The organism is Solidesulfovibrio sp. DCME, from assembly GCF_049995385.1.
Classification (GTDB): domain Bacteria; phylum Desulfobacterota; class Desulfovibrionia; order Desulfovibrionales; family Desulfovibrionaceae; genus Solidesulfovibrio.
Map to the genome: position 1 here is coordinate 1,780,028 of NZ_CP188261.1, position 23,745 is coordinate 1,803,772.

The following is a 23,745-nucleotide window of genomic DNA, read 5'->3' on the forward strand; positions in this document are numbered from 1 at the left end:
CCCGACGGGGCGATTGCGCGACCACGGGCGCCAGCGGCGAAGCGCCGCATTCGAAGAGAGCTTTTAACGAGGCTTTCAAAGTAAAAATTCGACTCCCCCTCGCCCCGAAGGGGCGACGGCCCTGCGAGGCCGGAATCGGGCCTTTCGAGCCGGGAGCGCAGCGATGGCATCGAAAGGCCCGATTCCGGCCTCGCCGACGGACAACCGCCCGCCAGCCAGGCTTCCACCCGTTTCCCGCCTCCCCGATGAGGGGGTCCGGGGGGCATCATGCCCCCCGGCCGCCGGAGGCATCTTCCCGTCTTCTCCCTCGCCCTACGCCTTACGCTTTGGCCTTGGCCGTGCCGCCGGCGGCGGCGAGTTCGGTCAGCGCCACTTCGAGCATGGCCGGCAGGCGCTCGGCGATGGCGGGGGAGAGCTCCACGGCCATGGTCTTGAAATCGAAGGGCTCCATGCCGATGACCACGGTTTCGGGCCGCTTGCCCACGAGTTCGCAGTAGATGAGCGTATCCACCAGGTCGGACTGGTGCATGGAGTCCTTGAAGGCCAGGGATTTGCGCAGGTCCTCGCCGGTGAAGCGGTAGATGGTGCCGGGCGCGTCGCCGCCGAGCACCGCGTCGAGGACGATGCAGTAGTCGCAGTCCATGAGCGGCTGCATCAGGCGCATGCCCAGGTTGCCGCCGTCCATGAGGGTGACGTTGTCGGAAAAATCATACGTTTCGAGTAGCCGTTCCACGGCCCGCACACCGACGCCTTCGTCGGTGTAGAGGATGTTGCCGACGCCGAGGATGAGGATTTTGCGCGGGGATTCGGACATGGCACCTCCCGGAAAACGGAGAACCCGGCCGAAGCCGGGTTCTCCGTATACAGCATGGGGCCGGGGTTAGGAAACCCGGAACTTGAGGATCTCGTTGGTCTCGGGCTCGATGACGTGCACGCCGCAGGCGATGCAGGGGTCGAAGGCGTGGACCGTGCGCAGGATTTCCACCGGGCGCTTGGGATCGGCGATGGGGGTGCCGATGAGCGCCTCTTCGACCGGGCTCTTGTCGCCCTGGGCGCCGCGGGGGCCGAGGTTCCAGGTCGAGGGCACGACGAGCTGGAAGTTGTCGATCTTCTTGCCCTTGATGCGGATCCAGTGGGACAGGGCGCCGCGGGGGGCGTCCACGAGGCCGACGCCCTTGGACTCGTCGGGCATCTCCCACTTGGCGCACAGGGTGTTGTCCTTGGCGCCGCTGTCGGCCAGTTCCTTGATCCACTTTTCCATGTTGGCGGCGACGATGGCCGTCTCGATGCCGCGGGCGGCGGTGCGGCCGAGCGTGGAGTGCAGGGCCGTGGCCGGCACGGACAGTTTGCCGAGGACCATGTCCACGACCTTCTTGAATTCCGGCTGTCCCTTGGCGTAGGCGACGAAGGTGCGGGCCAGGGGGCCGACTTCCATGGCCTTGCCCTTGTAGCGGGGGGCCTTCATCCAGGAGTAATGGTCCTTGTCGTCGAGCTTGGTGTACTTGGGATCGGTGACGCCGTCGTAGGGGTGCAGGCCGTCGGCGCCGGGCTTGTACCAGGAGTATTTCACGTCCTCGTAGATGGCGCCGAGGTCGACCTTGTCCACCTTGCCGAGGTCGCGGCCCGTGATGACGCCGGCCGGGAAGTAGGACGTATCCATGTGCTTCTCGGGCGAGCTTTCATCGGTGGCGAATTCGCCGAAGGCCATGTAGTTGGTGCAGCCGCCGATGCCGCCCCAGTCCTTGTAGAAGCCGGCCACGGCCAGCAGGTCCGGGATGTAGACGTCGTTGACGAACTTGCAGACTTCCTGGGTCAGGGCCAGGTAGTTGGCCAGGGGGTCCTTGGTCATGGCCTGGTAGTTGGAGCAGCCGCCCACGACCGTGAACTGGGTGTGGGGGTTCTTGCCGCCGAGGATGGCCATGGCGCTGGCCGCCTTGACCTGCAGGTGCAGGGCTTCCAGGTAGTGGGCGGTGGCGATGAGGTCGAGCTCGGGCGGCAGGTAGTAGGCCTTGTGGCCGCCGAGGAAGTAGGCGTTGGTGAAGATGCCGAGCTGTCCGGACGCGACGAAGGCTTTCAGCTTGTCCTGGACGGCCTTGAGGGTCTCGGCGGAGTTGCCGGGACGAGCCGGGGCCACGGAGGCGGCCAGTTTGGCGGCTTTCTGGGGGTCGGCCTTCAGCGCGTTGGTCACGTCGACCCAGTCCAGGGCGTGCAGGTGGTAGAAATGCACGATGTGGTCATGGAGGTACTGGGAGGCCATGACGAGGTTGCGCATCATGCGGGCGTTGCCGGGGATGTTGACCTTGACGGCGTCGTCGACGCACCGGGTGGAGGCCAGGGCGTGGACATAGGTGCACACGCCGCAGGCGCGCTGGGTGAAGTGCTGGGCGTCGCGGGGGTCGCGGCCCTTGAGGATGATTTCGAGGCCACGGAACAGCTGCGAAGAACTCCAGGCGTCCTTGACCTTGCCGTTTTCCACTTCGACCATGATCCGCAAATGGCCTTCGATCCGGGTAATGGGGTCGACCACGATGGGGCCGGTGAAGGTGGATTGCGGCGTGGGTTTGCTCTCAGCCATATGCTTCCTCCGTCACGAGACGTGCGCTGCGTGATTGTTGGTTCCAGGTTCGGCCACTGCGAGGCGGGGCAAACTAGCCCTGCTCGTAGAAGGGGGTCATGGTGTCCCAGAAATCCGGCTCGCTGCAACCGATGCAGGGATGGCCGGCCTGGACGGGCCAGTTGACCTGGTTAAACAGCACCTTCGGGCAGTTGTTGTAGGTCACCGGGCCCTTGCAGCCGAGTTCGTAGAGGCAGAAACCCTTCTTGGCCTCGTCGGAATCGAAGGAGGGAGCGAATTCGGACGCTTCGAAATGCTTGAGCCGCGGGCAGTTGTCGTGGACCAGTTCGCCGAAGAAAATCTTCGGGCGGCCGTTGGCATCGAGTTCCGGGAGGCCCTTTTCCAGGACGTGGACCACGGCGCCGATGAAATTGATGGGGTTGGGCGGGCAGCCGGCGATGTTGATGGTCTTGATGCCCGTGCCTTCGGTGACGCTCACGGCCTGGCTGGGATTGGGCTTGGCTTTCTGGATGCCGCCGTAGCAGGAGCAGGTGCCGATGCAGATGACGCCCTTGGCCTTGGGGGCGATCTTCTTGGTGGTCTCGAGCATGGGGTGCCCGGAGACCATGCCCCAGTTGCCGCCGTCGATGGTGGGCAGGCCGCCCTCGACCACCAGGTAGAAGCCGTCGGGGGATTCCACGGCCTTGTGCAGGGCGTCCTCGGCGGCGTCGCCGGCGGCGGCCATGATGGTTTCCTGGTAGTCCAGGGAGATGGTGTCGAGGATGAGCGAATCGATGAACGGTTTGATGGTCCGGATCGCCGCCTCGGTGCAGCCGGTGCACTCGGCGTTGTGCAGCCACACCACGGAGGGGCGGCGCTTGGCGGTCAGGGCCTGGGCCACTTTGGGGGCAAACGCCGGACCCATGCCCATGGCTGCCGCGACGGTGGCGCAAAATTTCATGAAGTCGCGGCGGGAGACGCCGTTTTGCTCAAGCCGTTTTTCCGCATCATCCCTGCCAAGACCCACGGAAAAGTTCATAAACGTCCTCCTTTGTTTTCAAACGGACATGCCTGGCACCCGTCGGCGTCATGGCTTGTCGCCTCCATCCCACCCAGCGCCTGCGTCGCGGCCGACGGCGCCTTGGCTCCGTTGTCGCGTCGCTTTGCAGTTCCTTAAAAAGAGCTGACCGAATGCCGTATTTCCTGTCGCAGTAGATCACGCCTTGGCGACGACGTCAATGGGGTTTGTCAGAATTTTCACGTGATTCAAGGGTGTTACGGGGGGCAATGGTCGGAAGAAGTTCTGGATATGAATTTAAAAATCGTATGCAGCGTGTTGTACCCATGACAACCAGGCGACGCGACGGCGGCGCCTACCGCCCCGGCCGTACCAGCCCGTCGATGGCGGCCAGGGGGATGGCCTCGCCACGGGCGAGCCGGGCGGCCAGGACCAGTTCCGGCCGGTACTCGAAGTGCATGAGGTCGAACTCCGACCACTTGCCGCCCCAGATGAAACCCTCGGCCTCGAAGGCGGCCACCACCGCGGCCGGGAAGGCCTGGCGACCGGACAGGATGTTTTGGCCACGCGGCAGGTTGCGCCAATAAGGGTTGCCCCGGGGGCTCACGTCCACGGCCACGGCGAAGGCGTGGGCCGAGAGGCGCTGCGTGCCGGCGATCATCCGCCAGACCAGGCCGCCCGAGGCCGGCAGCAGGTATCGGGTGACCCTCGGATCGGCGGCCGCCAGCTTTTCGAGCCTGGCGGTCACCCGGGCGAAGGCCTCGGCCGCGCCCTGGCGGGCATTGAACGGGATGGTCTGGCTGAAAAAGCGCACCGGCCGAAGGTTGACGTGAACCTGGGCCTTGTCGTGGCCGTAGAGGGCGAAAAAGAGCTCCAGCACGCGCTGGCGGCCGGGGGAAAATCCGGCCGGCGGCTCGCTGGCGACCGGCCCCAGGGGGTAGGGCTGGACGAACATGGATTTGAGGTCCGGGTCGTCGACGAGTTGCCGTGGCGTGCGGGGCCGGCCGTCGTCATAGACGACGCGGGCGCCGTCGGCCAGGACCGCCGTGACCCGTCCGGCCGGGGCGACCTCGATGGCGGCGAGGATGCCGGGATAGGCCGTGGCCAGGACGGCCAGGTCGCGCCGGGCGTCGGGCGGCAGGGAAAGCGCCGCGGCCGGGACGGCCACAAGCAGGCAGCACAAAAGGAAAAACGCGACGGTGTTGCGGCGGGTCATACGGAACTCCTTGTCTCGTGTCGGGCGGGGCATAGCGCCGCCGGCCGGCGAGGGCAAGGCGTGTTAGCGGCAAAAAAAGGACAGCAGCCACTTGAGCCGGCCGCAGGGGCGGCTTTCGCGGACGGCCGCGCCCTCGGGGCAGTCCAGGAGTTCCGGCCGCAGGCGCAGGATGGAGCGCACGGCCAGTTCGGCGCCGTAGCCGGTCAGTTGGGCGCACTGGGCGGCATGGGCCTTGCCGTCGTCTTTGACGGGCTTGGTGAGCACCCGGCAGCAGGCGGACTTGTGCCTGCGGACAAAGGCCTCGTGGATGGCGGCGGCTTCGCGGCGGACCTCGGCGCGGGTGCCGTGGTGATCCCCCTTGGCGCACACGGCGCCGACGGCCAGGCAGGCGCCGGCCACGGCCCCGCACAGGCAGCCCCGGTCGCCGAGGCCAGCGGTCAGGCCGGCGGCCAGGCCCAGGGCTTGCTCCTCGGTCAAGGGGCCGCCGAGGGCATCGTTGACGGCCACCAGGATGGCCTCGGCGCACAGGAGCTTGCGGTGGGAAAAAAGCCTGGCCGCCTTTTCGCCCACGGCCCGGGCCAGGGCGTCCTCGCGCGCCGGCCGGGAGGCCGGTTCCAAGCCGTCGTCGCCAGGAGGCGCGGCCGGCGGCTCGGGCAAGGGATGGCGACGGAAAAAATCGAACAACAACATCAGGGCGACTCGTGGTTAAACGAACAATCGGCTCCCCCTTTCGGGAGGGCCAGGAGGGGCTGTCGCCCCTCCTGGCCGCCGGAGGCTCTTTTCCCTTACATTCCTACTTCACCGCTTCGACGGGGAGGCCGGCGCCTTTCCAGGCGAAGATGCCGCCAGGGTAGCGCAGCACGTTTTTATAGCCAAGCTTTTTGGCCCAGACCGCCCCGTTGTGGCTGCGGGTGCATTTGACGAAGCCGCAGTAGACCACGATGGTGGCGTCCTTGTCCGGTCCCAGCAGCTTGGCGTAGTCGGCCTCGGTCTTGCCGCCGGTTTCCTTGGCGTCCCATTTGTCCATGTCGGGGATGGGGAAGACGAAATTCACGGCGCCGGGAATGTGCTCCTTCTTGTAGCTGTCCTCGAAGGGCATGGTGTCCACGATGACGAGCTTTTTGCCTTCATCGAGCCATTTCTTGAGTTCCTCGGTGGACACCAGGCCGTAACCGCCTTTCTGGGTGTCACGCACGAGCTTGACGGCTTCCTTTTCCTTGGCCGTCTCGTCCTCGAACTTGTCGGCCAGGGCCGGGCCGGCCACCAGGCAGAAGACGGCCAGGAGGGCAAACGTCGGGATCAGTTTGAAGGTGCGCATGCGGGCTCCTTGCGGGGGTTGGGGGTTTGACGGGACGTGCCGCGAAAACGGCGCCACAGCAGGCAGCAGGCCACACCGGCCAGCATGGCCGAATCACGCCACAGCGTCGGCCACAGGCCGTGATAGACCTCGCCCTCGGGATCGCCCGGCCCGTAGCAGCCGCAGTCGATGGCCAGGCCCTGGCGGATGGCGTTGACCACCACGCCGATGAAAAGCGCCAGCAGCCCGCCGACGATGGTCAATCCGCCGGGCGCGTCCAAAAGCAGCAGCGTGCCTCCGACGATCTCCAGCACCGGCAGGCCCACGGCCACGGGCTTGACCAGGTCCGTGGGCAGGATGGCGAATGCCTTGATGGTCAGGCCGAAGGCCCGGACATCGGCCAGTTTGAGGCAGCCGGCGACGAGAAAGGAGACCGCCAGGATGGCGCGGACGATCCGATAGGCCCAGATCGAGGACAGGATGGATAGTGGTTGGCGCATGGCGGAGGGTCGCTCGGGAAATCCCGCGACCCTCCATCCTTACCATGCTGCAAGAGACCAGACAAATCGCTAAGCTTAATGGGTGAGGTGCCTATTCATCGGGCAGGCCGATTACGGCGCGGCCGGGGACTGGCCCGCCGGGGGGGCGACGACTTCGGTCGGCGTGTCGCCGGCCTTGACGGGGATCTTGAGCTCCGTGCCCGGGCGCAACGCGTCGGGGTTGATGCCGGGGTTGGCGGCGATGACGTCGCGGGTGCGCGCGCCGTGGCTGTTGGCCACCTTGGACAGGATGTCGCCGTCCTTGACCGTGTAGGTGACATAGGGCCCGGCCGGGGGCGTGGCGGCCTTGCCCCAGGTGGCGTCCGGATTGGGGGCCGCCGCGCCCGGGACGGCCAGGTTCGCGCCGGCCTTGAGGTTTTTGTCGGTAAGCCCCGGATTGGCCTGCACGAGGGCCTGTTCGCTGATGCCGAGGCTTTTGGCGATGCGCTCCAGGCTGTCGCCTTTTTTGACCTTGTAGGCCGCGCCCTCGCCCGAGGCCGCCTTGGCCGGGGCCGGGGGCGGGGCGAGGCCCTGGGCCTTGGCCGAGGCGTCGGTTAAGGGGGCGTAGAAATAGAACACCCGGCCCCGGGTGCCGTCCTTGTCGTGGCGGTTGCCGATGAAGGCGTGGCCGGGCCAGTTCCAGGTGGCCACGACGTAGGGCTTGCCCGAGGGGTCGGCCTTTTCGCGCACGGCATCGGGCGGGCCGTACTTGGCTTCCAGGCTGCGCTGGAGGGACTCGGCCGCGTCCTTGCCCTCGTAGTCGATCTCGGCGTGGTAGAACTGGTTCTTGTAAAAGGAGTAGGTCACGTGCTTGAGGGCCACGCCGCCGAGGTCCTTTTTTTCGCTCGGGCGCTCGTAGTGGACGATGTCCCCGTCACGCTCGACCTGGGTCAGCCCGGGCTGGCTCGACGGGGAAGCGCCCCATTTGAGGTCCCGGAAATCGTCGGGTTTTTTCTGGGGATCGGCGGCCAGGGCCGGTTGGGCCAGGAACAAGACAGCCAGACAGGCGCACAGTGCGGCCGGGATACGCATGGGCATGGCGAACGCCTCCAGTCTCATGATGGCCCGGCATACCCCGGAAGGCCGGGTCAGGACAACACCTGGCTGCCCACTGCCGTTTTACGCCAAGTGGCGGGTGGCGTTTCCCCGCAAGGGCGGGGCAGTAACACCGGCTGCCACCCGCCGTTTTCCGCCAAGCGGCGGGTGGCGCGTCCCCGGAAGGCCGTCAGTACAACACCTGGCTGCCCACGGCGTCGGGGCGGTGGAAGTAGAATTCCACCCGGCGGTTGCGGGCGGCGGCGTCGGCGGAGAGGTTGGGCACCAGCGGCCGGGAGTCGCCGTAGGCCACGGCGCGGATGCGGGTCGGCTCGATGTCCCCGGCGGCGATGAGGTAGCGGGCCGCCGCCGCCGCCCTGGCCCCGGAAAGCTCCCAGTTGGAGGCGAAGTTTCCCTTGGCCGCCTCCTCGGCGTCGGCGTGGCCCCGGATGATCAGGGACACGTTGTAGGTTTTGAGGATGTCCACGGCATCGGCCAGGATGCGCTTGGCCTCGGCCGTCAGGCTGGCCGAGCCGGGCGTGAACAGCACGCCGTTTTGGATGCGCAGCAGCACGCCCACGTCGTCGGCGCTGATCCCGCTGGCCGCCTTGAGGAACGGGTCCTCGGTGATGATCTTCTTGAAGCGCAGGGCGATGGCGTAGCGCATGGCCTCGTCGCGGCTGCGGGGGGCGACGGCCTGCTTGTCGTTTTTTTCCGGGGAAAGGCCGGCCTGCAAGGCCGCGGGCGTGGCCTTGAAATAGTCCTCCAACTGCCGTTGGACGCTTGGCGGCACCATGGCCAGAATCCACATGAGCAGGAAAAAGGCCATCATGGCCGTGACGAAGTCGGCGTAGGCCACCTTCCAGCTCGATCCGTGGCTTTTGGGAAAGCCGGGGAGCTTTTGCGGCCTGGTCGGGGCGGGGCGCTTCTTGGCGGTGAGCATGGCGGGGGCCTAGGCGCGCAGCATGGCTTCGAGGTCGGCAAAGGCGGGCCGCAGGGCCTCGGGCACGGCCCGGCGGCCGTATTCCACGGCGATAAAAGGCGTGGCCCCGCGCGCCGCCCCGGCGATGACCGCCCGGATGACCGCGAAATAGGCCTGGCGCTCCACGGCCTGGTTTTCCAGGTTGGTGGCCAGGGGGCCGACGAAGCCGTAGCACAACAGCACGCCGAGGAAGGTGCCGACCAACGCCGCGCCGATGCTGTGTCCGAGCACCTCGGGCGGGGCCGTGATCTTGCCCATGGTCAACACCACGCCGAGCACCGCGGCCACGATGCCAAGCCCGGGCAGGGATTCGGCCACCTTGCCGATGTTGTGGCCGGGGCTGGCCGCCTGCTGGTGCATGGCCTGGATGTCGACGTCCATGAGCTGCTCGATCTCCTGGGCGTCGCCCGTGACCAGGTAGACCCGGAAGGTGTCGCAGATGAAGTCCACGGCCTCCTGGTCGCGGGAAAGCCGCCGGGCCATGGTGAAGACCGGGCTCGACATCGGGCGCTCGATGTCCGCCTCCACGCTCATGAGCCCCTCGCGCCGGGCCTTGGACAAAAGCCGCGACAACGCCCCCAGCGTCTCCAGGTATTCCTCCCGGCCGAGGCGGGCCGGGGCGAGCACGCGCGGCAGGCTGCGCGCCAAAAGGGCCAGGGAGTTGCGGGTGGAGCCGATGAGCAGGGCGCCCAGGGCCGCGCCGAAAATGATGAGCCATTCGGCGGGCTGGACGAGCACCGCGAACACCCCGCCTTCGAGGACATACCCCAGACACACCGAAGCGAGAACCACCACCGTGCCGATCAAGGCGATCATGCGCCGTTTCCTTCTCCTGTTGGGGGGGCCTGGCCGGCCAAGGCGGGTTCGGCCAGCAAGTCCTCGAGGTCGAGGCCGTCGTCCAGGCCGCTTTCCCGGCGATGCCCGTGCCTGTCCACGGCATTGATCCAGGCGGCCAGTTCCGTGACGCCGAAGCGGCTGACATCGAGCAGTTCCAGCGCCTTTTCGAAGGTCGAGCCCCGCCCCAAGTGCAGGATGCGCAGGCCCAGGCGGAGGGTTTCGGCCACGGCCTCGGCCCGCATCACGGCGGCGTGCACGAAAAGGCTCAAGGGGCCGGTCGCGGCGAGGGATTCGTAGGCGCGCAGCTTGAGGTAGACAAAAAGCGCCGGCACCCCGGCCAGGGCCTCCAGGACGGCGGGGGCGGCGTGCAGGCGCAGCCCGAGCCCCAGGCTGGCCACGTCGACCAGCTCCAGGTCCTGGCCCGGCCGGCGCCGGGCCGGGGGTGGCCCCAGGCCCGCCAGGGGCAGGCGCAAGGGAGGCGTCGCGACGGCCGGCCACAGGGCGAAATCCAGGACCGCGTCCTGGGGCGGGTGGACCCGTTTTTCCGCGCGACGTTCCGTAAAGGCCATCTCCCCTCCCAGTGTCGCAAATTCTGCCTGCCCCGGCCGGGAATGTCAAAGGCGCGACAGGCGGCTGCGGGGCTGCCGTGGCCGCACTGGCGCTTCTCCCACCTTCCTGGTAGGAGACCAGCCAGAGGCAAGCCATGAGCGAATATGTGGAACATGCCCAGACCGGGGCGAGCGTGGGCCGGGTGGAGAAGCGGTTTTTCAGCTTCGCCGCGCCGCCCGATGTCCTGACCGTGGAGTCCGGCCGCACCCTGGGGCCGGTGACCCTGGCCTACGAAACCTACGGCGCCCTCGACGAGACGGCTTCCAACGCCATCCTCGTGCTCCACGCCCTGTCCGGCGATTCCCACGCCGCCGGCTACTACGACAAATCCGACGCCAAGCCCGGCTGGTGGGACATCATGATCGGCCCGGGCAAGCCCCTCGACACCAACCGCTACTACGTCATCTGCTCCAACGTCATCGGCGGCTGCATGGGCTCCACCGGCCCGTCGTCCGTGGACCCGGCCACGGGCCGCCCCTACGGCTCGACCTTTCCGGTCATCACCATCGGCGACATGGTGCGGGCCCAGAAGCGGCTGGTGGAACACCTGGGCGTAACGAAGCTCCTGTGCGCCATCGGCGGCTCCATGGGCGGCATGCAGGTCCTGGAATGGGCCGTGCGCTACCCGGACATGGTGCGCACGGCCGTGCCCCTGGCCACCACCACCAAGCACTCGGCCCTGGCCATCGCCTTCAACGAAGTGGCCCGGCAGGCCATCATGGCCGACCCCAAGTGGAACTGCGGCGACTACTACGACGGGGAAAAGCCCGGCCACGGCCTGGCCGTGGCCCGGATGATCGGCCACATCACCTACCTGTCCGACGAGTCCATGCGCCAGAAGTTCGACCGCCGGCTCCAGGACCGCTGCGAGATCTCGTTCACCTTCGAGGAGGCCGACTTCCAGGTCGAGTCCTACCTGCGCTACCAGGGCCAGAAGTTCGTGGACCGTTTCGACGCCAACTCGTTTCTCTACGTGACCAAGGCGGCGGACTACTTCAACCTGGAGGCGGCCCACGGCGGCGGTTCGGCGGTTTCGGCCTTTGCCAGGGCCCGGTGCCGGTTCCTGGTGGCGTCGTTTTCCTCGGACTGGCTCTACCCGACCTACCAGTCCCGGGCCATGGTCCAGGCCATGAAGAAAAACGGCCTGGACGTGAGCTTCGTGGAAATCGAAGCCAAATGGGGCCACGACGCCTTCCTTTTGCCCAACGCCCGGCTGTCGGGCATGCTGGAGGGCTTTCTGGACCGGGCGGCGGCCGACGCGGCCAGGGAGGCCGGCCATGCGCTATGACCTGTCGGTGATCGCGTCCTGGATCGAGCCGGGGTCCACGGTGCTCGACCTCGGCTGCGGCTCGGGCGACCTGCTGCACATCCTGTCCGTGGACAAGGACGTGCGCGGCACGGGCATCGAGGCCGAGGAGGGTAAGGTCACGCGGGGGATCGAAAAGGGGCTGTCCATCCTGCACGGCGACATCAACGAGGAGATCCGGGACTACGCCGACGGCTGTTTCGACTACGTCATCCTGTCCCAGACCCTGCAGCAGGTCTACGATCCGGCCAGCCTGATTCGCGAGATGCTGCGCGTGGGCAAACGCGGCATCGTGAGCTTTCCCAACTTCGCCTACTACCGCATTCGCGGGCAGCTGCTTTTTCGCGGCCGGGCGCCGGTGTCCCGGGAGCTGCCCTACGAGTGGTACGACACGCCCAACATCCGCGTCATCACCATCCGCGATTTCCGCCGTTTTTGCCGCAAGGAAGGCTTCGCCATCGCCCGGGAGACGGCCATCAGCACCCCCCACCACCACGAAAAGGGCATGGTGGTGAGATACTTCCCCAATCTGCTGGCCACCTACGGCATGTTTATGCTTCGCCGGCGCGAGGGCTGACCCCGGCCGGCGGCTAGGCGCGGCCCGCGGCCTACGGGCAATCCGGGTCGGGCGGGGCGGCCATGTCCGTCATCTTGGCCCGGCAGCGCAACTGCACCGTGCGCTGCCGCAGCAGGTCGATGACCTGGTTGCCGCTGACGATGGCCCAGATGGTGCCCGTTTCTTCCTGGAAGACGCCGCGCAGGAACGTGAGTTCCGCATCCTTGAATTTGATCCAGTCGCGTTGGGCCTCCCGCAGGTTCGTGCGGCCCTGGTCCGAAAGGGTCCGCATGAGATCCTGGTAGGCCGCGTTGAGGGCCGTATCCCATTGCTTGATGGCGCTCGCCTGGCATTCCACCATGCCGGCCGTGTCCTCGTGGGCCTGCAGACAGGCCTTGAGGGCGCCGTCGATCGCGCCCGGATCGACGGCCCAGGCCGGAATCGCCCAGCCCAGGAGAAAAAGAAGGCCGACAACCGCCAGGGCCGTTTCCGGAGTGCCAATCGTTGGGCGCATGCGCCTGCCTCGCTGGGTTGCCGTGGCGTCCCCTGCCGCTCAGGGGACGCGGGAGGCGGTCCCGGGCGGGCCAATCCTCCGGTGTCGCGGCCCCGGAAGGTGGCGACCGGACGGATGGAGGAGGGACTCCCGGCGTTGTCCGCGCAGCCGGACGCACTCTATGCCCTCCCCGGGGAGGCCGCAAGAGGCCACGGGAAGCGGGGGCGGCGGATTATTCCAGCCTGTTCCAGGGCGTGTCGCAAATCGGCGCAAAGCCCCGGGCCTGGGCGGCGGCGTCGAGGTGGATCAGAGCCGCCGGGGCCGTGTCCAGGTCCGTTGCCCGGGCGCTTTCCACCCGGTTGAGCACAATGAGGTAATGGCCGCAACTGCGGCAGGCGTGGATGCGCTCGCGGTCGCGGCCGGCCGGAAAGAGCACGTCGAGCTGCTCCTGTTCCCCCTCGCCGCAGGCCACGCACTTGAGCCGGGGAAAGCGCCACTGGTGGCCGCACAGCGCACAGTGCAGGAAAAGCCGCCCCGATTTGGCGATCAGAAATTCCGTGGGCTCGCTTTGCTCCTTGAGCATGCCGCAGTCCGGCGGGCCGCCGCAGACCGGGCAGCTCGGCCGTTGCCACAGCGCGTCGTCGGCCAGAAGCGACAAGGTCCTGGCCCTGGCCCGCAGCACGGCCGAAAGGGCTTCGCGCGCGGCGAAAACCAGTGCCGCCGGCGGAATGCCGATTTCGTCGGCCAGGGCCACGATATCGTCCTCGTCGCCGCCGGCCAGGGCGGCCAGGAGGGGGGCGGCCAGACGCGGCCGCATGGCCAGGGCCTGGCCCAGGCAGGCGGCATCCCGGGCCTGGGCCGGAAAAATGTCCCCGAGTTCGGGAAAAAGCAGGGAGGCGGCCTGCAGGAACGCCGGCGCGAGCGCCTCCGGGGCGGTGTCGGCCAGAAGCGGCCTGCCTTCGGCGAAGCGGTCGGCATCGTAGGCCAGGCCCGGGGCGTCGTCCGGCAGCGCTGCGGCGGCCTTGCGGCGAAGGCCCGCCAGGGCCGCGAAACGGTCGATGACCGCGGCCAGCTGCGCCGGCGGCGGCAGGTCGGGCAGGTCCGGCGTGGCCCGGGACATGTTCGGGGGAATGCGCATGGAATATCCTTTGCTGGGAAGCGGCCGCGCGGCCGCCATTGGCAGATGGCGGCCGCGCGGCCTGGGAACGGGTTTTCCGGCTAGCCGCGCATCCGGGTGACCGGCCGGGCCAGCATGGCCAGAAACGCCTGGCGCGACATCGGCCCCTGGGGTTCGCGGGAGGGGCGGCGCTCGGCGTATTCATGGTAGAGTTTACGGGGCTCGGTCACGAGGTAGATGACGTTGATGAAGTCCTCGTCGAGCAGCTCCGCCTTGGGATGGGTCTCCTTGACCTTGGCCAGGGACTTCTGGGCCAGGGCCAGCATGTCGGCCCGCTCGCCGTAGTTCATGGTCCCGGTGCAGCAAGTCTTCACGCAGGCCGGCAACATGCCGGCCCGCTGGCGGTCGATGCACCAGTCGCATTTGGTGAGTTGCCCCGAGTCCTCGTCCCGCACCGGGATGGCGTAGGGGCACACATCGCGCACTTCCCGGGCCTGGTCGATGGTGAGCTTTTTGGTCAGGTCGGTGTAGAGCACCGCCCCGGTGGCCTCGTCCTGGATGATGGCCCCGGGCACGTAGGCGTCGGCCGCGTCCTTGCAAGGCGGATTGATGCAATGCCGGCACTGGTCCGGGAAGAACAGCCACTTGATCTGGCCGTCGATCTTGTGTTCGGAAAACCGCACGATCTTGAAGTTGAACGGCGTGAAGTCCGGCGGGTTCTGGTGGGTGCCGGTCTGTTTGGTCGGCACGGACTTGTGCTGGTGCCATTCCTTGCAGGCCACCTGGCAACCCCGGCAGGCCGTGCAGCGGGAGGTGTCGATGAAAAAGGTCTTGGGCATGGCGCGCTCCGTATGTGATCCGGCCGGCGGCCTCGCGGCCGCCGGCCGGAAGGCGTGTTAGCGGTAGAGTTCCGTCACCTTGTCGGCCTTGCGCACGTTGCACAGGCAGGCCTTGTACTCCGGAATGCGGGTGTTGGGATCGGCCACCGACACCGTCAGGCGGTTGGTGGCGTCGCCCACGCCCGGCGTGGTCCAGCCGAAGCAAAACGGCATGCCGACGAGGTGAAGGGTTTTTCCCGCGACCTGAAGCGGGGTCATGCGCACGGTGACCATGGCGATGGCCTCGACCTTGCCGCGCAGGCTTTCGAGGATGACCGGATCGCCGTTCTTGATGCCTTTTTCCTTGGCCAGCTCCTGGCTCATCTCGACGTAGAGCTGGGGTTCGGCCTCCAGCAGCGGCGGGGTGTTGCGGGTGTCGCCGCCGCCGCACCAGTGCTCGGTCAGGCTGTAGGTGGTCAGCACGATGGGGAAGCGCGGGTCGCCCGGCTTGGCCAGGGCGTCCATGTCGCTTTCGGCCACCTTCATGCAGGGGTTGCTCATCTGCTTGGAGAAGGGGTTGACCGTGACGGGCGTTTCCGCCGGCTCGTAGTGCTCGGGGAAGGGGCCGTCCACCCGGCCGGGGCCGAAGAGCTGGCCGTGGCCCTCGGTGTGCATGATGAACGGGTAGACGCCCTTGGGGTCGGCCATGGGCGGCGCCGGCCCGTCCGGCACGTCGCCGATCCATTTGCCCTCTTCCCAGGCGATGACGGTCTTGGCCGGGTTGTAGGGCTTGCCGTTCACGTCGACGGAAGCCCGGTTGTAGATGATGCGCCGGTTGACCGGCCAGGCCCAGGAGTAGTTGGGGAAAAGCCCGATCTTGGCCTGCAGGGGGGTCTGGTTGTGGTCGCGGCGTTTGGTCAGGTTGCCGGACGCACCGTAGCTGCCGGCGTAGACCCAGCACATGCTGGTGGTGGAGCCGTCGGCGGCCAGCATCGGGAAGGCCGGCACCTGGTCGCCCTTCTTGTACTGTTTGTCGCCGATGGTCACGTCGCGGGTGAACTGGCCGTTGATCTTTTTGGCCATGAAGTCCGGGTCGTATTCCTTGTACCAGTCGAGGTTGACGATGGGCGCGGTGAAGGCGCCGCCTTCCTTCTCGTAGAGCGCCTTGACGCGCTTCATGATCTCGACGACCATCCAGCCCATGGGCTTGCTGTCGCCGGCCGGCTCGTAACCCTTGTAGTGCCACATGTGCCAGCGGCCGGAGTTGGAGGTGGTGCCGTCCTTCTCGCCGCGCTGGCAGGAGGGGAGCAGGAACACTTCGGTCTTGACGTTTTTGGGGTCGAACCCGGGCTGGCGCCAGAAGGCGGCCGTCTCGGTCTCGTGGGCCTCGCCGATGACGAACCAGTCGAGGTTGGTCAGGGCCTTCCTGATCTTATGCGTGTTGGGCATGGACATGGCCGGGTTGTGGCCGTAGATGAAGCCGCCCTTGATCTTGCCCTTGTACATCTTGTCGAACATGAACAGGCTGGCGTACTCGACGTTGGTTTCGATCTTCGGCAGCCAGCCGTAGCCGTATTCGTTCTCCGCCGTGGCCGCGTCGCCGAACCAGGCCTTGAGCAGGCTGGTGACGTACTTGGGCCGGTTCTGCCACCAGTTGACGCTCTTGGGGTCCTTGCTGACGGGCGTGTTGGCCTTGAGGTAGTCGGCCAGGGTCGGCCAGGCCGTGGTCGGCACCGGGTGGTAGCCGGGGATGGAATCGTAGAGCAAGGCGTGGTCCGTGGAGCCCTGGACGTTGGGCTCGCCGCGCATGGCGTTGACGCCGCCGCCGGCCATGCCCACGTTGCCTAAAAGCAGCTGGATGATGCCGGCGCAACGGATGTTCTGCACGCCCACGCTGTGCTGGGTCCAGCCCAGGGCGTACATCATGGTGGCGACCTTGGTCGGCTTGCCCGTGGCGGCCACGGCGTCCCAGACTTTCAGCAGGTTGTCCTTGGAAACGCCGGTGATGGCGGACACGGTGTCGATGTCGTAGCGGGCGTAGTGCTTTTTGAGCAGCTGGAAGACGCTCCGGGGGTGCTGCAAGGTCTTGTCCTTGACGACGAGGCCGTTCTCGTCCTTGTCGAAGGTCCAGGTCTTGCGGTCGTAGGTCTTGGTGGCCGGGTCGAAGCCCGAGAACAGGCCGTCCTTGAAGGAGAAGCCGTCGGCGACGAGGAACGAGGCGTTGGTGTATTCGACAACGTACTGCTTGAAGTAGAGTTCCTTGTCGATGATGTACTTCATCAGGCCGCCCAGGAAGGCGATGTCCGTGCCGGAGCGTAGCGGCACGTGAAAATCGCTGCGGGCCGAGGTGCGGGAGAATTTCGGGTCCACGTGGATGACGGTGGCCCCGGCATCCTTGGCCTTGAGTACCCATTTGAACGAGATGGGGTGGTGTTCCGCGGCGTTGCTGCCCATAATCAGCACCACGTCCGCGTTCTTGATGTCGATCCAGTGCTGGGTCATCGCGCCGCGTCCGAACGACTCTGCCAGAGCCGGTACAGTGGGCGAGTGTCAGACCCGGGCCTGGTGGTCGAGATGGACGACCCCCAGGCTGCGCAGCATTTGATGGGTGACGGCGCATTCCTCGTTGTCCATCTGGGACGTGCCGAGGTGGAAGATGGACTCGACGCGGTTGACGGTCTGGCCCTTGTCGTTTTTCTCGATGAAATCGCGGTCGCGGGTCTCCTTGACGCGCCTGGCGATGCGGTCCAGGACGAAGTCCCAGTCCTTTTCCTCCCACTTGTCGCTGCCCGGGGCCCGGTACTTGGGCTTGAGGATGCGGTGGTGGCTGACGTGCATGGCGTGGAAGGCCGCGCCCTTGGGGCACAGCGCCCCTTCGCTGACCGGATAGTCCGGATCGCCCTCGGAGCTCAAGAATTTGCCGTCCTTGACGAACATCAGGATGCTGCAGCCGCAGGAACAAAACGGGCAGGTCGATTGAAATTCCTTGGCCCCCTCGATACGCAACGTCGTTGCGTAGGCCGCCGCCGGACGGGGATCGAGCCCGAGGTCCTTAAGCCCCAGGCAGGCCAGCCCGGCCCCCGTCAGTTTCATGAACCCACGTCGGGAAATGCCCATACCGCCTCCTTTTTCCGGTTCTCCAGCCCCGGGCACCCCTGCCCGGAGACGGACCTGTGTCAAATTAGGCACACTACTATTTAGGAAAACCGGACAGCGGGGGTCAAAGGAATCCGCATTGCGTGAGCGTTGGCACTAACAGACACGTTTTTTCCAGGAAAAAGGCCCCCCTGGAGGCGGGAATTGGTTCTAATTGTAATTAAGTTATTTTGAATACAAAACATTTTGTCCGACCCCTGTCGGGCGACGCGTGCCTCTGCCGCGGCCGGGCCCCGGTTGACGCCCGGGGCGATTGTTGGCACGCCTGATGCGCCTGGCAAGGGCATGGCCGCGCGCCCGCCGGGACGTCCGGCGCGGTTGTCGCGCGCACAGGGAGCCGTCGACCGGCGGCCAGAAGCGGCGGCGCATGTAGGTCGCGCGCGCAGGGAGTCGTCGCCATGGATGCTATCACCGCCTCGCTGGCCGAGGACGTCGGCCGCCTGCGCCGGGAGCGGCCCCATGTCCGGGCCTTTGTCGATCCCTTTCTGGGGCTGCTGCTGGCCCGCGCCCCCCTGGTCGAGGTGCTGCGCCACGCCGGGGCCGCCCTGCCCGGGCCGCGCCCCGACCCGGTACGCCTGTCCCAGGGGGCCTGTCTGGAACCGAGCGACGAACTCCGTATCCTGCCGGCGGATCTGGAGCGCGTTTTCGAGGTGCTCCAGCCGGTTCTAAGCAGCGGTTTCCGCGAGGTGCGCGGGGATCTGGCGGCCATTGCCCGGGCGGCCCAGGCCGATGGGGCCTTCACGGCCCGGGTGGTGGGCGAGACGTTGCGGGACCGGCGCGAGGGGGTAGCCGGGATGGCCCATCGCCTGGCCGTGGACGAACGGGTGCTGGCTTTTTGGGGCGTGCAGCTGGTGGCGCCCCTGGCCATGGCCCGGGGCCGGCGTCTGGCGCCGCTTTTGGCCGAAACGGCCTGGAACCGGGGGTATTGCCCGGTGTGCGGGGCCTGGCCCGGCCATGCCCGCCGCGACGCCGGCGGGGTGCGCCTGACCTGTGCGTCGTGCGCCACGGTCTGGCGGTTTGCCAGGCCGGAGTGTCCGTTTTGCGAGGCCCCGGGGCCGTCGGCCCAGGTCTACGCCGTGCCGGGCTTCGACGGCGAACGGGTGGTGGCCTGCCGCCGCTGCAACCACTACCTGGCCGAACTCACGGAAGAGGCCCTTGGCGACTACCCGCCGGAGGTGGCCGGCCTGGCCCTGGCTCCCCTGGAGCTTCTGGCCCGCCAGCACGGCCATGTCCCGGCCGTCATGGACTGGCGCCAGATGCCCTGGGCCTGAGCGCGACGCCACGGGAGGGCGGGCGGCCTGGAACCCGGCCCCGGCGGGGACGCGGGCGAAACGGCCCCAGGGGAGGCGAGATGGAACGCCAGCCCGGCACAAGGACGAACCGGACACCCCGGCCGGGCGGCGATCGCCTCGACGGGGCGGACGCGGTCCGGGTGCTCGACATCATCGCGGCCTGCCTCGACTGCGGGGACGAGGCCGATTTCACGGCGCTTTTCGACATGATCCGGAAGGTGTTGCCCTTCGATTGCGCCCTGGTCCTGGCCGGACGCCCGGACGCCGATGGCGTGTCCGTGACGGAGAGCCGCAGTATCGCTTTTCCCGAGCGCTGGATCGAGGCGTATGCGGCCCGGCTCGGCCCGGGGCGGGACGGGGTCGTCAGGGCGGCCATGACGGCGCGGGAGGTCCAAAGCTGGTCCGATGCCCGGGTCCGGCTGGCCCAGCCCAACGCCTTGGGGCTTTGCCGGGACTTCGGCCTGCGCAGTGGCCATGTCGCCGGCCTGGGACCGGCCTGCGCCCCGGGGCGTGGCCACCTCGTCTGTTTCGGCGGAGCGTCGCCGACGATCGACCGACGCGGCGAGGCCGTCGTGTGGCACTTGGCGCCCCATCTGCTCTGGGCCTTTTCCCGGTTGGGCCGAGTCCATGGACGGCGGACGGCCCCTTGCCCCGTTTCCCCGCGCGAGCGGGAAGTCCTGGGTTGGCTCGCCCAGGGCAAAAGCTCCTGGGACATCTCGGTCATCCTGGGTATCCGGGAACGGACGGTCAATTTCCACGTGGCCAACATCATGCGCAAGCTCGGCACCTGCAACCGGGCCCAGACCGTGGCCGCCGCGCTCCACCGGCAACTGATCGTATTCGATTGAGCTTGCGGCGCCTGGCGTTCGTGCTCCCCAGCCCCGAAATCCGCCGCCGCGTGCCCGGCCCTGGCAGTTCCTACAGGTGCGCAAATCGATGGGGCGGGCCATACTCCGGGGAACATGACCAGGGGCCGGTGCGCGGCCCCGCATTGCCCAGGAAAAAGGGGGAGACGATGGAAAGGGATATCGCATTGCCCGGTGTGGACGACCGTCTCGTCTGGGACGTCTGGGGCTCGGCGGTCCATCTGCCGGCCGTGCTGGTTGCCGACGCGCTGGGCATCTTCGAGGCGCTGGCCGCGCAGCCGGCGAGCCGGGAGGAACTGGCCGCGCGCCTCGACCTCGACGGGCAGGGGCTGGCCGGCCTGCTGCCGTTGCTGGCCTGCCTGGGCTTTCTGGCCAAGCGACTGGGACGCTTCGGGCTCACCGAAGCCGGCCAGAGGTATCTGCGGCGGGGGCAACCGTTCTACTGGGGGGAGGCGCTGGGCGTCATGCGGGAATTGCCCATGGTCGGGGCGCTGTGCCGGGCGCTGGCCGACAAGGCCGGGCCCGGGCAGTTCCAGGCGGCCAAGGGCTGGGCCGACGGCCGCCTCGACCAGGAGGCCGCCGAGGCCGCGGCCCGGGTCATGCAAGGCCAGTCCCTGGCCGCGGCCCTGGGCTTGGCGGCCAGCGGCCATTTCCGGGGTGTGTCCCGGCTGCTGGATGTGGGCGGCGGTTCGGGCTGCTTCGCCATCGCCCTGGCTCGGCGGGACCCGGCCCTGCGCTGCACGGTGATGGACCTGCCGGCCATGTGCCAGGCCGCCGCCGGGTACCTGGCTTCGGCCGACCTTGGCCGCCGGGTCGACACCCTGGCCCGGGACATGTTCCGGGACCCCTGGCCCGAGGACCACGACGCCGTGCTTTTGTCCAACGTTGTGCATGACTGGGACGAGGCGACCAACAGGGACCTGGCGGCCAGGGCCTTTCGGTCCCTGCCCCGGGGCGGGCGTGTCTTCGTGCATGAGATCCTTTTGGACGATGACGGCGTCGGTCCCCTGGCTGCGGCCGCTTTGTCGGTCCTGCTGTATCTCGCTGTTGGGGGCCGGCAGTACGCGGCCGGGGAGGTGGCGGCCTTTCTCGCGAAAGCCGGCTTCGTCGACATCGGCGTCCATGCGGCCCACGGCTATTTTTCCCTGGTCACGGCCCGCAAGCCCTGAGCCCGGCCCGCGCCGCAACGGCCCCGGCGCATGCAGACAAGGCCGAATTTTTTTTCTATACTGCCCCCGAGGCAATTCGGCACCCCAGCCACCACGCCGCTTGCGGCCGTTCTCCCTCCCAGCCGACACGAGGTGTCCCATGCGCGAAGTCAAGACCGCCACCCTGACCTACGGCGACAAAACCCTGCACCTGCCCGTGACCGTCGGCAGCGAGGGCGAGGTCGGCATCGACATCACCTCCCTGGAAAAAGACGCCGGGCTGCTGGCTTTTGACCCGGGCTACGCCAACACCGGCTCCTGCCTGTCGGGCATCACCTTCGTGGACGGCGAAAAGGGCATCCTGCGCTATCGCGGCATCCCCATCGAACAGTTGGCCGAAAAAAGCTCGTTTATCGAAACGGCCATGCTGCTCATCTTCGGCAAGCTGCCGACATCCGAAGAACGTTCGGACTTCCGCCTGCTTTTGTCCGAACACGAGCTGTTGCACGAGGGATTGCTCCACCATTTCGACGGGTTCCAGCCGGGCGGCCAGCCGATGGCCATTTTGTCGGCGGTCATCAATTCCCTGGGCAACTACCATCCGGAGCTGCTGGAAATCCAGAGCATGGACGAGTTCACCATGGCCGTGGCCAAGCTGGTCAGCAAGGTGCGCACCATCGCCGCCTTCAGCTACCGCAAGTCGCGCGGCCTGCCGTTCATGTACCCGGACCCGAACCTGAGCTATTGCCGCAACTTCCTGCACATGATGTTCTCGGTGCCCAACCGCGACTTCGAGCCCACCCAGCAGGCCGTTGCGGCCCTGTCGCTTTTTCTGGTGGTCCACGCCGACCACGAGCAGAACTGCTCCTGTTCCACGGTGCGCATGGTCGGCTCGACCCAGGCCAACCTGTTCGCCAGCGTGTCCTCGGGCATCTGCGCCCTGTGGGGCCGGCTGCACGGCGGGGCCAACGCCGCGGTCATCGAGATGCTCGGCCAGATCCTGGACGGCAAGCACAAGGTCAAGTCCTACCTGGACATGGTCAAGCGCAAGGAACGCAGGCTCATGGGATTTGGCCACCGGGTCTACAAGAACTTCGACCCCCGGGCCCGGGTGCTCAAAAAGGCCGCCCACGACCTGGTCTTCCAGTCGGGCAAGAGCGACCCCCTCATGGACATCGCCCTGGAACTGGAGGAGGCGGCCCTGTCCGACGACTACTTCAAGAGCCGCAAGCTCTACCCCAACGTGGACTTCTATTCGGGCATCATCCTGCGGGCCCTGGGCATTCCGGTCAACATGTTCCCGGTCATGTTCGCCATCGGCCGCATGCCGGGCTGGATCGCCCACTGGCGCGAGGAAAGCCGCGACCCCACCACCCGCATCCACCGGCCGCGCCAGATCTACACCGGGCCGCCGCACCGGCCCTACGTCCCCCTGGACCAGCGCTAGGGCGCCGGGGCGATGGCCATGGCGGACATCTCGCTTCTCAAGGTGGCGCTGGCGCTGGGGTTCGGGTTGCTGGCGGCGGTGGTGGTGGCCTTTTGCCTGTCCCGGGCGGCCGAGGGGCGTGGCGGCAAGGGGCTTTTCAAAGCCTTTTTCCTGGTGCTGATCTGCGTCTACGCTCTGGGCTTCGTCGCCCGCTATGTCCTGGTGGAAGTGCTGCCCTGATGTTGTGTCCCTTAAAAAAATGAGGGTGTTGCAACAAAGGTCAGGGGAAAAGCCTCCGGCGGCCAACAGGCTCCCGCCCGTTGGATCCCCAGGATGATTTCTCGCGGGCGTTGCGCTTTTGCACGCATTTATCCTTTTTAAGGACGCGACATGCGGCGGGCGGTTTGTCGCTGGCAGGCAAGGACCGCCGCGCCCCTGACCCCCCGAAATACCGGGGAACGACGCTTGGTTGTCGTCCCGGTCCGATGCGGACCTTACGCCTCCCAAGCCCGTGCCGCCGGTCGGAAGGCACGGCACCGGAAGGGGCAAAAGGCGCCGCCAGGGCGGGCCGCGGCGTCAGGCGGCTACTGCCAGGTGATGGTCAGGCTGCGCTTGCCCCACTGCATGGCCCCGCAGCGGTCGTCGCCGTAGAAGATATCGATGGTCTTGTCGTGGCGGCTGTGCATGACGTCGAGGACCTTGTATTTGCCGGGCAGGCCCTCGATGGTGATGAGGTCGCCCCGGTCCAGGCCCAGGTCCAACAGGTCCGGGGAGACGGCCACGGCATTGACCTCCTCGGTCAGCAGGTCGCCCCAGGCGCCGCGCGGCGTGTGCTTGGATTTCTTTTTCCCCACCGAACATGTGTAGGCCAGGGCCTTGACCCGCAGGGAATTGCCGGGGCGCTTGCCCTTGCCGGTAAAAAGGAAATCCGGCTCGGCCAGCCGGTCGAGGGTGTCGGGCGCGGCGGCGGTCTGGGCAGGGGGGGATTTGACGGTCTTGGTACCGGCGCAACCCGGCATGGCAAAGGCCATGACCAGCAGCGTCACGGTGGGCAACAGCAGATGAGCGTTTCGCATCGTCGCTCCATGGCTTCGAGACGCCGAGAGGGGCCGGTGCGCCGACGTCCGGAGGGGACGTCATCAAGGGCGGCGGGGCCTTTGAGCCAGGCCGTGCCTGGCCGTCTCGGTCGTCCGCTTGGTGGAGTGGCTCGCGTGGCGAGAGGTCGTATCCCGGTCGCCGACAGCCGACGGCGGGACGCAACGACATATTATGGTCGTTGGCGAGGGGATGCGGCCGCAAACAAGCATGGTCGCCCGGCCCCGGCTCTGTTCCGCGTTGCGATCGCGGGCGGCCCGGGCGGATACGGTACGACGCCTGACGGATGGCGGCGGCCGTCGCCTCTAGCCTACCTATGCCTTGAAAGACAGGTCTTGTCAAGGCATGGGCAGGGGCCAGGCGGCGCGGCAGGGGAGGACGGCCA

Annotated in this window: 23 protein-coding genes; 7 read left to right on the forward strand and 16 right to left on the reverse strand. The window is 67.4% G+C overall.

Annotation, left to right across the window (positions count from 1 at the left end; translation table 11 throughout):
* Nucleotides 1–319: 319 nt before the first annotated feature.
* The 11 genes from ACP59X_RS07645 to ACP59X_RS07695 form a co-directional block, all read right to left on the reverse strand.
* Nucleotides 320–814, reverse strand: a complete 495-nt coding sequence (locus ACP59X_RS07645) for a HyaD/HybD family hydrogenase maturation endopeptidase (protein WP_428567295.1) — start codon at nt 812–814, stop codon at nt 320–322.
* A gap of 66 nt (nt 815–880) precedes the next feature.
* The gene (locus ACP59X_RS07650) at nt 881–2,575 is read right to left on the reverse strand and encodes a nickel-dependent hydrogenase large subunit (protein WP_428567298.1); all 1,695 of its coding nucleotides are present in this window, start codon (nt 2,573–2,575) and stop codon (nt 881–883) included.
* A gap of 73 nt (nt 2,576–2,648) precedes the next feature.
* On the reverse strand, nt 2,649–3,593 hold the full coding sequence (locus ACP59X_RS07655) for a hydrogenase small subunit (RefSeq protein WP_428567301.1): 945 nt from the start codon (nt 3,591–3,593) through the stop codon (nt 2,649–2,651).
* Nucleotides 3,594–3,927: 334 nt separating this feature from the next.
* On the reverse strand, nt 3,928–4,788 hold the full coding sequence (locus tag ACP59X_RS07660; protein ID WP_428567304.1) for a M15 family metallopeptidase: 861 nt from the start codon (nt 4,786–4,788) through the stop codon (nt 3,928–3,930).
* 63 nt (nt 4,789–4,851) lie between these two features.
* Nucleotides 4,852–5,478, reverse strand: a complete 627-nt coding sequence (locus tag ACP59X_RS07665) for a C-GCAxxG-C-C family protein (protein WP_428567306.1) — start codon at nt 5,476–5,478, stop codon at nt 4,852–4,854.
* Nucleotides 5,479–5,581: 103 nt separating this feature from the next.
* Nucleotides 5,582–6,106 carry a rhodanese-like domain-containing protein gene (locus ACP59X_RS07670; RefSeq protein ID WP_428567310.1) on the reverse strand — a complete coding sequence of 175 codons (525 nt, stop codon included), beginning with the start codon at nt 6,104–6,106 and terminating at the stop codon, nt 5,582–5,584.
* Nucleotides 6,088–6,585 (reverse strand): MauE/DoxX family redox-associated membrane protein, encoded by a 498-nt coding sequence (locus ACP59X_RS07675; RefSeq protein ID WP_428567313.1) that lies wholly within the window; start codon nt 6,583–6,585, stop codon nt 6,088–6,090. The genes ACP59X_RS07670 and ACP59X_RS07675 overlap by 19 nt, the downstream gene beginning before the upstream one ends.
* A 111-nt stretch (nt 6,586–6,696) precedes the next feature.
* A complete protein-coding gene (locus tag ACP59X_RS07680; protein WP_428567317.1) occupies nt 6,697–7,662 on the reverse strand; it encodes a LysM peptidoglycan-binding domain-containing protein in 966 nt (321 codons plus the stop codon).
* Between the two features lie 187 nt (nt 7,663–7,849).
* A complete protein-coding gene (locus tag ACP59X_RS07685) occupies nt 7,850–8,602 on the reverse strand; it encodes an OmpA/MotB family protein (RefSeq protein WP_428567321.1) in 753 nt (250 codons plus the stop codon).
* 9 nt (nt 8,603–8,611) lie between these two features.
* Nucleotides 8,612–9,457 carry a flagellar motor stator protein MotA gene (motA, locus tag ACP59X_RS07690; RefSeq protein ID WP_428567324.1) on the reverse strand — a complete coding sequence of 282 codons (846 nt, stop codon included), beginning with the start codon at nt 9,455–9,457 and terminating at the stop codon, nt 8,612–8,614.
* Entirely contained in the window at nt 9,454–10,047 is a 594-nt protein-coding gene (locus ACP59X_RS07695) for a hypothetical protein (protein ID WP_428567327.1), read from the reverse strand. The genes motA and ACP59X_RS07695 overlap by 4 nt, the downstream gene beginning before the upstream one ends.
* 134 nt (nt 10,048–10,181) lie before the next feature.
* Here ACP59X_RS07695 and metX point away from each other — a divergent pair, with 134 nt between their 5' ends.
* Nucleotides 10,182–11,375, forward strand: coding sequence for a homoserine O-acetyltransferase MetX (gene metX / locus ACP59X_RS07700; protein WP_428567330.1), 1,194 nt, complete (start codon nt 10,182–10,184; stop codon nt 11,373–11,375).
* Entirely contained in the window at nt 11,365–11,970 is a 606-nt protein-coding gene (gene metW / locus ACP59X_RS07705) for a methionine biosynthesis protein MetW (protein WP_428567336.1), read from the forward strand. Before metX ends, metW begins: the two co-directional genes overlap by 11 nt.
* A gap of 31 nt (nt 11,971–12,001) precedes the next feature.
* Here the strand turns inward: metW and ACP59X_RS07710 are convergent, their stop codons facing one another.
* From ACP59X_RS07710 to fdnG, 4 genes are all read right to left on the reverse strand, one after another.
* Nucleotides 12,002–12,463 (reverse strand): lysozyme inhibitor LprI family protein, encoded by a 462-nt coding sequence (locus tag ACP59X_RS07710; protein ID WP_428567340.1) that lies wholly within the window; start codon nt 12,461–12,463, stop codon nt 12,002–12,004.
* 211 nt (nt 12,464–12,674) lie between these two features.
* The gene (locus tag ACP59X_RS07715; RefSeq protein ID WP_428567343.1) at nt 12,675–13,580 is read right to left on the reverse strand and encodes a formate dehydrogenase accessory protein FdhE; all 906 of its coding nucleotides are present in this window, start codon (nt 13,578–13,580) and stop codon (nt 12,675–12,677) included.
* A gap of 80 nt (nt 13,581–13,660) precedes the next feature.
* Complete coding sequence (locus ACP59X_RS07720; RefSeq protein WP_428567347.1) at nt 13,661–14,398, reverse strand: 4Fe-4S dicluster domain-containing protein; 738 nt, start codon at nt 14,396–14,398, stop codon at nt 13,661–13,663.
* Nucleotides 14,399–14,455: 57 nt separating this feature from the next.
* Nucleotides 14,456–17,494 carry a formate dehydrogenase-N subunit alpha gene (gene fdnG / locus ACP59X_RS07725; protein WP_428567349.1) on the reverse strand — a complete coding sequence of 1,013 codons (3,039 nt, stop codon included), beginning with the start codon at nt 17,492–17,494 and terminating at the stop codon, nt 14,456–14,458.
* 437 nt (nt 17,495–17,931) lie between these two features.
* Between fdnG and ACP59X_RS07730 the strand changes: the two genes are divergently transcribed.
* From ACP59X_RS07730 to ACP59X_RS07750, 5 genes are all read left to right on the forward strand, one after another.
* Nucleotides 17,932–18,804 carry a formate dehydrogenase accessory protein FdhE domain-containing protein gene (locus ACP59X_RS07730; RefSeq protein WP_428567353.1) on the forward strand — a complete coding sequence of 291 codons (873 nt, stop codon included), beginning with the start codon at nt 17,932–17,934 and terminating at the stop codon, nt 18,802–18,804.
* An 80-nt stretch (nt 18,805–18,884) separates the two neighbouring features.
* On the forward strand, nt 18,885–19,673 hold the full coding sequence (locus ACP59X_RS07735) for a helix-turn-helix transcriptional regulator (protein ID WP_428567356.1): 789 nt from the start codon (nt 18,885–18,887) through the stop codon (nt 19,671–19,673).
* Nucleotides 19,674–19,840: 167 nt separating this feature from the next.
* Nucleotides 19,841–20,860 (forward strand): methyltransferase, encoded by a 1,020-nt coding sequence (locus ACP59X_RS07740; RefSeq protein WP_428567360.1) that lies wholly within the window; start codon nt 19,841–19,843, stop codon nt 20,858–20,860.
* A gap of 139 nt (nt 20,861–20,999) precedes the next feature.
* A complete protein-coding gene (locus ACP59X_RS07745) occupies nt 21,000–22,286 on the forward strand; it encodes a citrate synthase (RefSeq protein ID WP_428567365.1) in 1,287 nt (428 codons plus the stop codon).
* 12 nt (nt 22,287–22,298) lie between these two features.
* Nucleotides 22,299–22,505, forward strand: a complete 207-nt coding sequence (locus ACP59X_RS07750; protein ID WP_428567369.1) for a hypothetical protein — start codon at nt 22,299–22,301, stop codon at nt 22,503–22,505.
* A 344-nt stretch (nt 22,506–22,849) separates the two neighbouring features.
* Here ACP59X_RS07750 and ACP59X_RS07755 read toward each other — a convergent pair whose 3' ends face one another.
* The gene (locus ACP59X_RS07755) at nt 22,850–23,341 is read right to left on the reverse strand and encodes an RlpA-like double-psi beta-barrel domain-containing protein (RefSeq protein ID WP_428567372.1); all 492 of its coding nucleotides are present in this window, start codon (nt 23,339–23,341) and stop codon (nt 22,850–22,852) included.
* Between the last annotated feature and the right edge of the window lie 404 nt (nt 23,342–23,745).